Source organism: Acinetobacter sp. ANC 4218 (assembly GCF_002135245.1).
Taxonomy (GTDB): domain Bacteria; phylum Pseudomonadota; class Gammaproteobacteria; order Pseudomonadales; family Moraxellaceae; genus Acinetobacter.
This window is the reverse complement of sequence record NZ_NEGD01000006.1, coordinates 122,252-136,200: the sequence shown is the minus strand read 5'-3', so window position 1 is coordinate 136,200 and position 13,949 is coordinate 122,252. Positions and strand designations below refer to the sequence as shown.

Below are 13,949 nucleotides of genomic sequence, written 5' to 3'. Positions count from 1 at the left end.
CACAAGTTATTCATCCAAATTTTGATGAACTATACAGTTAAGTTATAATTTAAAATAGATAAAGCAACAATCGGCGCCGTTTCTGTTCGTAATACACGATTGCCGATACACCAGTTTATAAAGCCTGCTTGGTTGGATAATTGTATTTCCGCTTCACTTAGACCACCTTCAGGTCCAATTAATAGCGCAATGTCTTGTGTCGCATTTTCCAGCACATTCACTTGATCTTTATTCGGAGCGAGCACCAGTTTTGTGGTCGGGAGTTCTGTCTCTAACCAGTCTTGTAAAGATACAGGTGCTAACACTTCGGGAACTTTGTTCATGCCGCATTGCTCACAAGCAGCGATGGCAATGCCTTGCCAGTGATCTATTTTCTTTTGGTCACGATCATATTTAAGGCGCATTTCACAGCGTTCAGAAGTCAGCAACTGGATTTTGGATACGCCAAGTTCAGTGGCTTTTTGAATGGCATAATCCATGCGATCCCCTTTACTCATTACCTGTCCAAGCAAGGTACTAAAAGCTGGAGTACGGTCATCAGGATTGAAGGAATCGACAGAAACACGGGCTGATTTTTTTGCGACTTCAATAAGCGTAACTTCATATTCACCACCCCGTCCATTGAACAAGGTGGCTTTTTCACCGACTTGTGCACGTAATACTTTGACCCAGTGATGAAAAACCGTTTCAGTTAATTCAGCATTCATATCCACTGCTAAGTCAGCTTCAATATAAAAACGTGGCATTTAAGTATTACTCACAAATCAGATATAAATTAAGCTAGACCAAGATCAGTCACGAGTTGACGTGTTGGATCTGTCGTGTTCATAGTGTAGAAATGCAAGCTCGGTGCACCGCCTGCAAGCAGACGTTCACACAATTTCACCACAACTTCATGACCAAAGGCTTTGATACTTGCCGTGTCATCGCCATAAGTCGCCAATTGCTTACGAATCCAGCGCGGGATTTCTGCACCGGTACCATCTGCGAAGCGAATCAGATTACTGGCATTGGTAATTGGCATGATGCCCGGAGCCACCGGAATGTCCACGCCTTGTTTTTGAATACGGTCTACAAAGTAGAAGTAGGCATCCGGATTGAAGAAGAACTGGGTTAGAGCGGCATTGGCACCGGCATTGGCTTTTTCGACAAAGTGTTGAATGTCTTTATCAAAGTTTTCTGCCTGTGGGTGCATTTCCGGGTAAGCAGCAACCTCAATCTGGAAGTGATCGCCTGAATGTTCGCGGATAAAACGAACTAAGTCCTGTGCATAAGGCAATTCACCCAGGCCAACCTGACCTGAAGGCAAGTCACCACGCAGTGCAACAATACGGTCGATACCTTGTGATTTATACAAATCCAGCAACTCTGCAATACGCGCTTTGTCATCACCGATACAAGACAGGTGAGGGGCAACAGGTGTGCCTTTGCCATTAAAGTCATTGATTGCAGCAAGTGTACGTTCACGAGTGGAACCACCGGCACCATAAGTTACTGAAAAGAACTCAGGATTTAACAGTTGTAATTCTTTATGAACAACACGAAGTTTTTCCGCCCCGGCATCAGTTTTAGTCGGGAAAAACTCAAAAGAAATTGGAACACGTTTGGTCATTTTTCAAACCCTTTTTTTATCAATACTGTTTTAATTTTTCACCCTCTCCCTGACCTCTCCCAAAGGGAGAGGAGAATTCATTACTGAATTATGCAGGGTTTAAGCCATATTTATTCATATGATGACATTAAACATCCATCGGAAATAAATCTGGTGCTCACCCTCTCTTGCACTTGTTTTAAAGCAGTGCTTAAAACAAGCTCAGGGAGAGGGATGGGGTGAGGGGTATTAGTATTTATAAGTCTCAGATTTGAATGGACCTTCAACTTGAACACCAAGATAATCCGCTTGTTCTTGAGTCAATTGAGTCAAGACACCACCGAAACCGGCAACCATTGCTGCAGCAACTTCTTCGTCCAGTTTCTTAGGAAGCAGTTCTACACGAATCGCAGCCTGTTTTTGGTCTTCAGGAAGATCAGCAAATTTTTCGGCGAACAAGTGCATTTGAGCCAATACCTGGTTAGCAAATGAACCGTCCATCACACGTGATGGGTGACCAGTCGCATTACCCAGATTCACTAAACGACCTTCAGAAAGAAGGATTAAATAATCGTTTTCATTTTCTGAACGATACACTTGATGTACTTGAGGTTTAACTTCAACCCATTTGTAGCCACGTAGGTAGTTGGTATCGATTTCAGTGTCAAAGTGACCGATGTTACAAACCACTGAACCTGCTTTTAATGTATCTAACATTGCAGAGTCACATACGTGATAGTTACCAGTAGTGGTTACGATCAGGTCAGTGTTTTGAAGAAGATCTAAGTTGATGTCTTCTTTTTTACCTGTTTGCACGCCGTTTTTGTATGGAGATACCACTTCATAACCGTCCATACATGCTTGCATCGCACAGATTGGATCGATTTCGGTTACGCGAACAATCATACCTTCTTGACGAAGTGATTGAGCAGAACCTTTACCTACGTCACCGTAACCAATCACCAATGCACGACGACCAGACATCAACATGTCAGTACCGCGTTTGATGGCATCGTTTAGAGAATGGCGGCAACCGTATTTGTTGTCGTTTTTGGACTTGGTTACTGAGTCATTTACGTTGATTGCAGGAACTTTTAAAGTGCCGTCACGTAACATTTCATAAAGACGTTGCACACCCGTAGTGGTTTCTTCAGTCACACCATGGATTTTCGCTAACACTTCAGGATATTTTTCGTGAACAAGAGCAGTCAAGTCGCCGCCATCGTCCAGAATCATGTTGGCATCCCAAGGTTTGCCATTGACATTGATTTGCTGTTCAAGACACCACATGTATTCTTCTTCAGTTTCACCTTTCCAGGCAAAAACAGGAATACCGCGTGCAGCAATTGCAGCAGCAGCGTGGTCTTGAGTAGAGAAGATGTTGCAAGAAGTCCAACGAACTTCAGCGCCTAATTCAACTAAAGTTTCAATTAAAACTGCAGTTTGAATGGTCATGTGAATACAGCCGAGAATTTTCGCGCCTGCAAGTGGTTTTGCTGCTGAGTAGCGTTTACGTAAGCCGATCAGCGCTGGCATTTCTGCTTCAGCAAGTTTGATTTCTTTACGGCCGTAGTCAGCTAGGGAAATATCGGCAACTTTATAATCTGTAAATGAAGCATTAACCGCGTTCATCACGATCTCCTTATAAAAAACAAAAATTGATCATTCAGTTCGCGGATGCCGTTGTTGGTCTGTCTAGAAAAAAGATGGACCGATCGTCGAGCCTGGCGCTTTTACATTTCGTACCTGTAAAACGTCGCAGCATCCCTCGACTAGCGAAGTATTGTACTTGGATTCTAAAAGTGTTCCAAGTTGTAAGATGCAATATTATTGATTTTCCTTTAATTGGGTTTTTAATTGATCAAAAGCATCCCAACCTTCTTTAGTTAAATCAAATAATTCACCTTTATAACCTCGATCTTTAATTAAACCTAAATTCAATAGTTCATTAAGGGCTTCTTCCCATTTAGCTAATTCTCTAGCTTTATTAAGATTAATGTCTAAATTGCCTACGAATAAGGATTGGCCACCCAAATATCGACGAAAGTGAATCTGACTCTCCGCATTGCCAGCATTTAATAATATCTGAACCATTTCATCACTAGGTTCAATAGTTTGTTTTGTAGATGTTTCAATTGGCGTATCGTTGAAGTTAAGTTCATTTACAATAGTCTGAATATATTCATTCTGTTGAATATGAAGAGATAGATGATCTTTAATTTTTTGTTTGAAATTAGATAAATCGTTATAAAAATCTATAACTCCACTCGGCATCCATTCCCTAATTTGCACTTGTAATTTTTGATACTGTTCTGTGATTTGACTAGGTGGAATTGGTTTGTCACATACATAAATCGATGCAAGTTTTTGAGATGCTATGTGTCTTGAAATTTCTTCGACGGTACCGCTGACATATTCGCCGGTTTCTGTACCTAAGCGAGTCCAAAAAATGCCTAATAAAATGTCTGTATTTTCTAAAATACGTTTATTAATTATTTCTTGAGGTCGATTTCCCATTTCAGGAGCTACATGTGTTTCCCATCCGACAGGATTTAGCATCACACCAAATTGTTTTGAGTGAATGGCATTCCATTCATAGATTGCATCACGAACAAGTTGTCTTTCTTCTGCGACATCACTTGGTGATGCGATCATTACATTTAAAATTGTAGCTTGATATGCCATTTCTAATTTACTGAAATTTGATTATTTATCTTTAATATATCTGAAATTTATACACTTTCTATAGGTTTAGATAATTATTTAATTTCGAGTTTCTGCCATTTTGTTTATTATCAATAAAATCATATTTTGGATGAAAATTATGTCTTTGGAAATACCTGAAGAGTTAGCTAACTTAGAAGCAAATGGCGGTATTTTTGCGGTATGGATGCTACTACAACATTTAGGTATCGATGCCGATATTCAGCAGCTGGTAGAGGTATGTAGATATGATTCAGAAAATGGCACGACGACCATCGGCTTAGCTGTCGGTCTGAAAAAGTTTGGTTTTCATGTGCAGTTCTATACCGATCCTGACCCTGATCTTCAGCAGAGTGAAAAGCTCAGTTACCAGGAAGCAGAGCAACTCAATTTGCCCATTCTTGCTGCGTTAAATTATCAGCAAATTCAACAGGCATTTGAGCAAAATAAATTTATGATTGCCTATTACGACACATTAGAAGGCGTGGGTAATCACTCCCTTGTTTATGATGTCAATGAAGATGAAATCTGTTTCTTTGACAGTTTTGATGCGATGCCTGCGGCTATATTTGAACAACAACGAAATGCAGAAGGGATTTGCAGACAAGTAATTGTGGTTGATATTAATGATGATATCGAGCGTTAATATTTAAAGACTGAAAAAGCCCATCATTTGATGGGCTTTTTCAGTCTTAATTTATTTTTCAGCTGCTTGTGCTTTTTCAGTCCAGTAATCTGCTTGTTCTTCATCTATTTCTATACCTAGACCATTTTCATAGATAAAGGCCAAATCACGCATGGCTTGAACTTCGCCCCATTCAGCAGCCTGCTTGACTAAAGACACAGATTTGGCCACATCTTTTTCAATCACATCGCCACGACGGAAATAACCCGCCAATTCTAAAGTCGCAGCAGGGTGTTTCTGTATATTGGCTTTGCTCAGCCAGTAATAGCCAAGTTCAAAATGTGCTTTGGATTCTTCCGGGTCTTCTTCAGCCAAGTCTTTGGCATAAACGGTATAACCTTCACCCAGCCAGTACATCGCTTCGATATTGCCATTTTCTGCGGCTTTCAGCGCCCATTCTTCGGCAAGAATAATGTCATCATCATGCTCGCTTTGCATATACAGCTCAGCCAGTTCAAATTGTGCTTTTGCATTTCCTGTAATGGCTAAATTCATCAGCGATGCAGGAGGAGAAATTCGGTTAGACATACCTATATCCAAAAACTTTTGCTATAGCCTAAAAGGAATGAAATAAAAAAGCCAATCCGAAGATTGGCTTTTACAGTATCGTGACTAAAAACATCAATTCATGTCAGTGCTTTTAACCGAGAGGGTGTTCACAAACACTCAGAGTTCTTGCTGAATACCGGCAACCAACCAGTCTTGATTAGAACCGGCAGATTTTACAAAGTGCCAGATTTCAGTAAACGGCTGTGGCAAGCTGTTCAAATCCTCACTTACTGTACCTGTGAAACGTACGCTCACCACATATTGACCATTTTCAGTTGCAGAATCGACCACCATTGCATTCAGGTTAGAGAATTCAGCAACGTCCTGATCCTGGTTCGCCATAATGTCGTTATACATCGACTGATACAGATCAGGTGTTAAATAACGTTGAATTTCAGCAATGTTGCTTGCTGTATTCATAGACTGAATATGGTTGAAGCGTTGACGAGCAACACGCAAGAAAGCAGCAGGTTCAGTACCGTCTGGCAGCTTATTGCCGCTTTGTGTTGAAGCAGCACCAAAAGGCGCTTGAGTTGCTGCAGAACCACCTACAGACTGACCAAAAATGTTGGTGCTGTCATTTGAACTACGTGGTGCTGCAGTTTGTTGACCAAACGGTGCTGTATTTCCAGCATTGTTTGGTGCATACGGATTATTGGTGGCTAATTTTTTTTTTGCTCCGAATTTACGGAACAAGAAGAAAGCGACTGCTGCTGCCAGAAGAATCCAGATCCAGCCTGGAATTCCGCCTTTTTCTTCCTCTTGTTGAGTCTGTGCCTCACTTGCAGCTTTGTCATCTGCTAAAGCATTTGCCGCTACCGCACCAACTGCAGCACCTGCAACACCAGCAGCAACCATTTTACCTACACCTGAACCCGATTTTTGTTGGGCAGGGGCAACAGGTTGTTGAACAGGAGTAACTTGACGCGGTTGTTGGTAAGATTGGGTTGGTGCAGCAGAACGGCTCATGCCATGACTTTTACCGCCACCTGCACGCTTTGCTTCGGCCATTGGTGCAACCACCATAGCTGCCATTAAAATACCGGCCATCAAACCACGCTGTCGAACTTCCATCGATTTTTCCTAAATAAAAAAAGTAAATTAGAGCTTTATAGTTATGCAGTCATTTGCACCGAATTTCAATATCAAATTGGTGATTTTTTTATATAACCTTTCATATGTTTAAGCTTAAGCCAACTCTTCACTTAAGTTCATCGCCTCCGTCAAGGCCTCATGCAAACGTGCTACTGAAATGATCTGTACATTCGGAATCGGTTTTTGTGGCGCATTGCCACGCGGTAAAATAATGTATTTAAAACCATGCTTAATGGCTTCTTTTAAACGTTCCTGACCATTTGGCACCGGACGGATTTCACCGGACAGTCCGACTTCACCAAATACCGCCAGTTGTTGTGGCAAGGCTTTGCCACGCAAGCTTGAAGCACAAGCCAGTAAAACGGCCAGGTCTGAGCCGGTTTCGGTAATTTTGAGACCGCCAACAACATTGACATAGACATCCTGTCCAGAGGTTTGCACCCCGCCGTGACGGTGCATGACAGCCAGCAGCATGTTCAGGCGGTTTTGTTCCAGACCGAGTGCCACACGACGCGGTTGTCCATGCGCATCATCCACCAAAGCCTGTACTTCGACCAACAGGGGACGGGTGCCTTCGCGGCTGATCATTACAATCGAACCGGGAATGGCTTCATCATAACGGCTTAAGAAAATAGCGGACGGATTGGAGACTTCACGTAAGCCTTTATCGGTCATGCCAAACACGCCCAGTTCATTGACTGCCCCGAAACGGTTTTTCACCGCGCGAATCATTCGGTAACGTGAGTCGGATTGTCCTTCAAAATACAGCACACAGTCGACCATGTGTTCCAGTACACGGGGTCCCGCCAATGCGCCTTCTTTGGTCACATGACCCACAATGAAAAGCGCCGTGCCACTATTTTTAGCAAAACGGGTCAGTAAAGCAGCCGATTCACGAATTTGAGAAACACCACCGGGTGCCGACTGCAAGGTTTCGGTATATAAGGTTTGAATCGAATCCAGAATAGCCACAGCAGGACGTTCTTGCGCAAGCACCTCGCAGATTCGTTCCACACAGGTTTCTGCCATGACTTTAAGATGCTCTGTCGGCAACTCCAGACGATGGGCACGCAAAGCAACTTGCGACAGCGACTCTTCACCAGTCACATAGAGTGCAGAACTCTGCGCAGCTGCCATATGGGTCGCCGTTTGTAAAAGAATCGTGGATTTACCAATTCCGGGATCCCCGCCAATCAGAACCACTGACCCGGTGACTAGACCACCGCCCAGAACGCGGTCAAATTCACCTATCCCCGTAGCCAAGCGTGTTTCATGTGAAACAGAAACTTTATTCAGGGTGGTGATGGTTGCTGCCTGACCAGCATAGCCGCCGCCCATTTTAGGCTGGGCACGGTGTGTTGTTGCGGGTGCAAGAGTGACTTCGAGCAGGCTGTTCCATTCACCACATTCTGAACATTGTCCCGCCCATTTCGGATGGTCAGTTCCACATTGTTCGCAACGGTAAACAGTTTTGACTTTGCTCATTTGAGTGGTATCTATATAAATCAGAGGATGGGTGAAGAATGTAGCAATAGCCGTATGGAAATACAATTTTTTGCATAAATTCTCGCCAAACTTTATCTTGGCACGTAAACTGCTAACTTGAAGGGAAATACAGAAAAGGAATACAAAATGGACCGAAATTGCGTGAAAAAGCGACAAAAACACAGTCAAGCTTGAAAAATATTTAACAAACGCTCAAAAAACTTTATTTATTTTTTTTAATTTGAGCTACTTTTATCACACGAAATTGAGAGACGAAAATAACAATGTCAAACGAGAATCATAGTTCACCAAATGAATGTGGTGAACTGCAGCGGAGTCTGTCGAATCGGCATTTGCAGCTTATTGCGATTGGCGGGGCCATTGGTACAGGTTTGTTCATGGGGTCGGGTAAAACCATCAGCCTGGCCGGACCATCTATTCTGATCATTTATATGATTATTGGTTTTATGGTTTTTTTGGTCATGCGTGCGCTTGGCGAACTGTTACTGTCTAACCTGAAATACAAGTCTTTTATTGATTTTTCAACCGATTTGATTGGTCCGTGGGCGGGTTATTTTGTCGGCTGGACCTATTGGCTGTGCTGGATCACCATTGGTATTGCTGACTTGTCGGCCATTATTTATTACCTGCAGTTCTTTAACGGAGGGCTGCCGTTTACGCCTGGTGAAGGGGTCATGATCAGTGTTGCCGCCATTGTGTTTATTATGGGGCTGAATCTGGTTACCGTTAAATTGTTCGGTGAGTTAGAGTTCTGGTTTGCTTTAATCAAGATTATTGCCATTGTCGTATTGATTGCTGTGGGTTTGTGGATGATCTTTACCGGGTTTTCTTCTACCGCAGGTGAAGTCGCTTCCTTTACTCATCTCTGGTCACATGGCGGTATATTCCCGACAGGCGTGACGGGTTTCTTGGCTGGTTTCCAGATTGCCATCTTTGCCTTCGTCGGTGTGGAACTGGTGGGTACCACAGCAGCTGAAACCAAAGATCCTGAACAGAACTTGCCTAAAGCAGTCAACTCGATCCCTATTCGTATCATCATTTTCTATGTGCTGGCACTAGTCATTGTCATGTCGGTCACACCGTGGAACAAAATTGACCCGAATATCAGCCCATTCGTCAACTTGTTTAGTCAGGCGGGTATTGCAGCTGCAGCCATTATCATGAATTTGGTGGTACTGTCTTCGGTAATGTCATCCATGAACAGTGGTGTGTTCTCAACCAGCCGTATGTTGTTTGGTTTATCACGTGAAGAGCAGGGTCCTAAAGCTTTTGGACATTTGAATAAACGTGCTGTGCCTGCAAATGCTTTGTATTTCTCGGCAATCTGTTTGTTACTGGGTGCTGCACTTCAGTATTTTGTACCGAATACGGTTGAAGCCTTCACTTTAGCAACCACGCTTTCAACCATCCTGTTTATCTGTGTCTGGTTAATGATTATCTGGAGCTACATCGTGTACTACAAAACACGTCCAGAATTGCATGCCAAATCAACATTTAAACTTCCTGGTGGATTGTTTACCTGCTGGGTGGTGATCATCTTCTTTATCGGCATGATTTATGTGTTGTCTTTAGAAGCAGATACCATGAAAGCGCTGATGGTCAGCCCGATCTGGTTCATTATTTTGATTATTGGCTACTTTGGTTTCTACAAACCGAAACATAAATAAGCCCTTTGTTTGTGAAAACGCCAGTCTGAAACTGGCGTTTTTTTTTAACACACTATAATCTCTAGCGTTTAGTGCTTTGGTCATGTCGCATGATCGGGTTATACTTCTTCGAAAATATGAAATAGGTGGTCAGATGCGTCTTGTCATTTGCTGCATCAGCGTATTGGCAACAGGTTTTGCCTTGGTCGGTTGTGGTCAATCTGGAGCTTTGCAGCTACCGAGTGATCCGAATTATGACAAACGTGCAAAATATTTGTTATATCCCAATGTAGATTCAAAACAGCAATCCTCAAATAAGCAAGAAGCCGCTCCAGTAGCACCAGAGCTTCCTGCTTCATCTGCTGCAACGAATTAATTTTCAATATCTAAATGCGTCATCGAAAGGATACATTCATGAGTTTTACCCGCATCAATGGGGTTTTGCATGCCGAGCAATGTTCTCTACAACAGCTTGCGCAGCAATTTGGCACGCCACTTTATGTTTATTCAAAAGCGACTTTTGAAAAGCATTATTTAGATATGGATCGTGCATTTAGCTTTATCGATCATCAAATCTGTTTTGCGGTAAAGTCAAACTCTAACCTTGCGGTGTTAAATGTACTGGCCAAGCGTGGCGCGGGCTTTGATATTGTCACTGGCGGTGAACTTGCTCGTGTGCTTAAAGCAGGTGGGGATGCCTCTAAAATCGTATTCTCGGGTTTAGGCAAATCTGAAGCAGATATCAAAAAAGCCTTGGAAGTCGGAATTGCCTGTTTCAATGTTGAGTCTTATGCAGAGCTTGATCGCATTCAAAAAGTGGCGGCTGAAGTGGGTAAAAAAGCACCAATTTCTTTACGTGTTAACCCGGATGTGGATGCTAAAACCCATCCTTATATTTCAACCGGTTTAAAAGAAAATAAATTCGGTATTCCTTCCGATACTGTATTTGAAACCTATCAATATGCGGCGTCATTGGCAAATCTGGACGTCGTGGGTATTGACTGTCACATAGGTTCACAATTGACTGAAACGCAGCCTTTTGTCGATGCACTGGATCGTGTGATTGTGATGATTGAGAAACTTAAAGAATTAGGTATCAATCTAAAACACATCGATATCGGTGGTGGTTTGGGCGTGACCTATAAAGATGAAACGCCTCCATCTGTAGAAGAATATGCCAATGCCTTGAAGCCGGCTTTAGAAAAACTCGGTCTAAAAGTGTATATGGAGCCGGGTCGCAGTATTTCTGCCAATGCTGGTGTATTGCTGACCAAAGTCGATTTGCTCAAACCAACCAATCACCGCAATTTCGCGATTATTGATGCCGCGATGAACGACCTGATTCGTCCTGCTTTATATGAAGCCTGGATGGATATTCAGGAAGTAACTCCACGTACTGACGTTGAAGCGAAAGAATGGGATGTGGTTGGCGCGATTTGTGAAACAGGCGATTTCCTCGGTAAAGAGCGTAAGCTGGCGATTAAAGAAAATGATGTACTGGCTGTGTTGGGTGCGGGTGCTTACGGTTTCGTGATGAGCTCGAACTATAACAGTCGCGGACGTGCTGCTGAAGTGATGGTGGATGGTGATCAGGCACATCTGATTCGTGAGCGCGAAAGCATTGAATCTTTGTGGGAACGTGAACGTTTATTGCCATAATGGAGATGTCTGAGATGTTTTTAGAATTTACCAAAATGCATGGTCTGGGCAATGACTTCATGGTGGTTGATCTGATCAGTCAGCGTGCCTACCTGGATACTGTCACCATTCAACGTTTGGCAGATCGCCACTTTGGCATCGGTTTCGACCAGTTGCTAATTGTTGAGCCGCCTGATTTACCCAATGTCGATTTTAAATATCGTATTTTCAATGCTGACGGTTCAGAAGTTGAGCAATGCGGAAACGGTGTGCGCTGTTTTGCACGTTTTGTGCATGAGCGTCAGCTGACGACCAAAACCAAAATTAAAGTGCAGACCAAAGCCGGTATTGTAGAGCCTGAGCTGGGTGTGAATGGCTGGGTTCGTGTGAACATGGGTTATCCTAAATTCTTGCCAAGTGAAATTCCGTTTTTGGCAGATGAACCGGAAAACTTGTATGACATTGAGCTGGCCAACAATGAAAAGTTGACCATTGATGTCGTCAATATGGGCAATCCACATGCCGTGACCATCGTTCCCGATGTGATTACCGCAGATGTCGCACGTATTGGACCACAAGTAGAATCACATGAGCGTTTCCCGCAACGTGTCAATGCCGGTTTTATGCAAATCATTGATGAAAAGCATGCCCGTTTGCGTGTTTTTGAACGCGGTGTAGGTGAAACTTTAGCCTGTGGTACAGGTGCCTGTGCCGCTGCAGTTTCCGGTATGCGCCGTGGTCTGTTGGCTAATAATGTTGAAATTGAATTGGCTGGTGGCAAGCTGCAAATTGAATGGAAAGAAGGTGATGTGGTGTGGATGACCGGTCCAACAGCAAACGTCTATCAGGGTCGTATCGATTTGAGTTATTACCAATAGTAAACTCATGTTTTGATGAAAAAAGCACTGTCCCTATGATGGTGCTTTTTTATGCCTGTAAATGCGTTATGCTGTACGGATTATTGCTTTTAGCCTAGAGCTTAAATGACGCATTTGATTTTTCTTCCAGGAGCATCTGGAAGTACTGAATTTTGGCAGCCACTGATTGAACTGCTGTCAGCAGATTATACAGTCCAAGTGATTGCCTATCCTGGATTCGGTCAAGAACCAGCGCAGAATGATGTATATGATTTTAATAGTCTGAGTGATTATGTGCTGGACCAGATTCAGCAAGATTCGGTACTGATTGCACAGTCGATGGGCGGAATTTTTGCCATACAGGCTGCATTGAAAAAATCTAATTTAATTAAAGCTATGGTACTGATTGCGACATCAGGCGGGATTGATTTAAGTCCATTTGAAGTCGAGGATTGGCGCACGGCCTATAAAAACCAGTTCCTGAATTACCCGGACTGGTTTTCTACTGTACAGTTGGATTATTCCTCTCAACTTTCAGCCATTCAGCAAAAAACATTACTGCTATGGGGAGATGCCGATCCCATCAGCCCTGTGGCTGTTGGGCAGTATTTACATCAGACATTAAAAGACTCATCGTTTCAGGTTATTCAGGGCGGAGATCATTTATTCGCTGCGCAGCACGCTACAGAGACAGCAGCGTGGGTCTCTGATTTTTTAAATTCACTGGAAAGCAGAGCAAGGGATAGTTAATGTCATTACAAACAAACACAACTGAACTGCTCGCAATGTGGCTCAAAGAACGTGAAATTCAAAATCAGTCCAGACATACCTTGCAGGCTTATGAACGTGACGTTTCCGATTTTTTAAACTTTTGTGAAGCTAAAAAACTGGATCTGGCCAATATCGAAACCACAGATCTGCGTGAATATTTGGCCCATAAAGTGGAACAGCAAGGCTTAAGTTCCAGCAGTTTACAGCGGATGCTCTCGTCCATACGCCAATTTATGAAATGGGCCGAGCAGGGGCGGTATCTGGTGTTTAATCCGGCGGATGATTTTCAGTTAAAACGTATTCCCAGACCGCTTCCGGGCATGGTTGATATTGAAACCGTGAACCAGATTCTGGATCAGCCGGCACCTGAAACCGAAGCACAGCAACAAATGTGGCTACGGGATAAAGCCATTTTAGAACTATTGTATTCCAGTGGTTTACGTCTGGCTGAAGTGCAAGGTTTGCGGATTAAAGATATCGATTTTAACCGTCAGCTGTTACGTATTACTGGTAAAGGCAATAAAACCCGGGTGGTGCCTTTTGGCAGCAAGGCTCGAGATGCAGTAATGAAGTGGCTGCAAGTCTATCCATTATGGCACGGTGATTTTGTCCCGGATGCCCATGTGTTTATTACCCAAAAGGGCAATCCGCTGGGTGCGCGGCAAATTGAAAACCGGGTGAAACTGCAAGCCCTGCGTGCCGGGGTGAATGTTGATTTGCATCCACATTTGTTACGTCATTGCTTTGCCAGTCATATGCTATCCAACAGCCGGGATTTACGTGCGGTACAGGAAATGCTGGGACATAGCAATTTAACCACCACGCAAATATATACCCATGTTGATTTTGATCATTTGGCTCAGGTGTACGATCAGGCACATCCGCGAGCACAGGTTAAAAAACCGTAA

At 43.2% G+C, this 13,949-nt stretch carries 14 protein-coding genes; 7 read left to right on the top strand and 7 right to left on the bottom strand.

What is annotated here, in order from left to right; genetic code table 11:
- Positions 1–29: 29 nt before the first annotated feature.
- The 4 genes from B9T38_RS07650 to B9T38_RS07635 all read right to left on the bottom strand — a co-directional run bounded on the left by B9T38_RS07650 (position 30) and on the right by B9T38_RS07635 (position 4,276).
- Positions 30–746 (bottom strand): 16S rRNA (uracil(1498)-N(3))-methyltransferase, encoded by a 717-nt coding sequence (locus B9T38_RS07650; RefSeq protein WP_086196230.1) that lies wholly within the window; start codon positions 744–746, stop codon positions 30–32.
- Between the two features lie 29 nt (positions 747–775).
- Positions 776–1,612 (bottom strand): methylenetetrahydrofolate reductase [NAD(P)H], encoded by an 837-nt coding sequence (gene metF, locus B9T38_RS07645; protein WP_086196229.1) that lies wholly within the window; start codon positions 1,610–1,612, stop codon positions 776–778.
- 228 nt (positions 1,613–1,840) lie between these two features.
- A complete protein-coding gene (ahcY, locus tag B9T38_RS07640) occupies positions 1,841–3,223 on the bottom strand; it encodes an adenosylhomocysteinase (RefSeq protein ID WP_086196228.1) in 1,383 nt (460 codons plus the stop codon).
- Between the two features lie 195 nt (positions 3,224–3,418).
- Positions 3,419–4,276, bottom strand: a complete 858-nt coding sequence (locus B9T38_RS07635) for a DUF4062 domain-containing protein (RefSeq protein ID WP_086196227.1) — start codon at positions 4,274–4,276, stop codon at positions 3,419–3,421.
- Between the two features lie 139 nt (positions 4,277–4,415).
- On the opposite strand from B9T38_RS07635, the gene B9T38_RS07630 reads away from it, so the two are divergent.
- Positions 4,416–4,940, top strand: a complete 525-nt coding sequence (locus tag B9T38_RS07630) for a cysteine peptidase family C39 domain-containing protein (protein ID WP_086196226.1) — start codon at positions 4,416–4,418, stop codon at positions 4,938–4,940.
- 51 nt (positions 4,941–4,991) lie between these two features.
- Here the strand turns inward: B9T38_RS07630 and B9T38_RS07625 are convergent, their stop codons facing one another.
- From B9T38_RS07625 to radA, 3 genes are all read right to left on the bottom strand, one after another.
- Positions 4,992–5,507: a tetratricopeptide repeat protein gene (locus B9T38_RS07625; RefSeq protein ID WP_086196225.1), complete on the bottom strand. Its 516-nt coding sequence runs from the start codon at positions 5,505–5,507 to the stop codon at positions 4,992–4,994.
- Positions 5,508–5,645: 138 nt separating this feature from the next.
- Positions 5,646–6,602, bottom strand: a complete 957-nt coding sequence (locus B9T38_RS07620; RefSeq protein ID WP_086196224.1) for a Tim44 domain-containing protein — start codon at positions 6,600–6,602, stop codon at positions 5,646–5,648.
- A gap of 114 nt (positions 6,603–6,716) precedes the next feature.
- A complete protein-coding gene (radA, locus tag B9T38_RS07615) occupies positions 6,717–8,108 on the bottom strand; it encodes a DNA repair protein RadA (protein WP_086196223.1) in 1,392 nt (463 codons plus the stop codon).
- Between the two features lie 284 nt (positions 8,109–8,392).
- Between radA and B9T38_RS07610 the strand changes: the two genes are divergently transcribed.
- The 6 genes from B9T38_RS07610 to xerA all read left to right on the top strand — a co-directional run bounded on the left by B9T38_RS07610 (position 8,393) and on the right by xerA (position 13,949).
- A complete protein-coding gene (locus B9T38_RS07610; protein ID WP_086196222.1) occupies positions 8,393–9,796 on the top strand; it encodes an amino acid permease in 1,404 nt (467 codons plus the stop codon).
- A 133-nt stretch (positions 9,797–9,929) separates the two neighbouring features.
- Positions 9,930–10,151 carry an LPS translocon maturation chaperone LptM gene (gene lptM, locus B9T38_RS07605; protein WP_086196221.1) on the top strand — a complete coding sequence of 74 codons (222 nt, stop codon included), beginning with the start codon at positions 9,930–9,932 and terminating at the stop codon, positions 10,149–10,151.
- 38 nt (positions 10,152–10,189) lie between these two features.
- Positions 10,190–11,434 carry a diaminopimelate decarboxylase gene (gene lysA / locus B9T38_RS07600; RefSeq protein WP_086196220.1) on the top strand — a complete coding sequence of 415 codons (1,245 nt, stop codon included), beginning with the start codon at positions 10,190–10,192 and terminating at the stop codon, positions 11,432–11,434.
- A 14-nt stretch (positions 11,435–11,448) separates the two neighbouring features.
- The gene (gene dapF / locus B9T38_RS07595) at positions 11,449–12,291 is read left to right on the top strand and encodes a diaminopimelate epimerase (RefSeq protein ID WP_086196219.1); all 843 of its coding nucleotides are present in this window, start codon (positions 11,449–11,451) and stop codon (positions 12,289–12,291) included.
- 105 nt (positions 12,292–12,396) lie between these two features.
- A complete protein-coding gene (locus B9T38_RS07590; RefSeq protein WP_086196218.1) occupies positions 12,397–13,020 on the top strand; it encodes an alpha/beta fold hydrolase in 624 nt (207 codons plus the stop codon).
- A 35-nt stretch (positions 13,021–13,055) separates the two neighbouring features.
- Complete coding sequence (gene xerA / locus B9T38_RS07585) at positions 13,056–13,949, top strand: site-specific tyrosine recombinase/integron integrase (RefSeq protein ID WP_171263207.1); 894 nt, start codon at positions 13,056–13,058, stop codon at positions 13,947–13,949.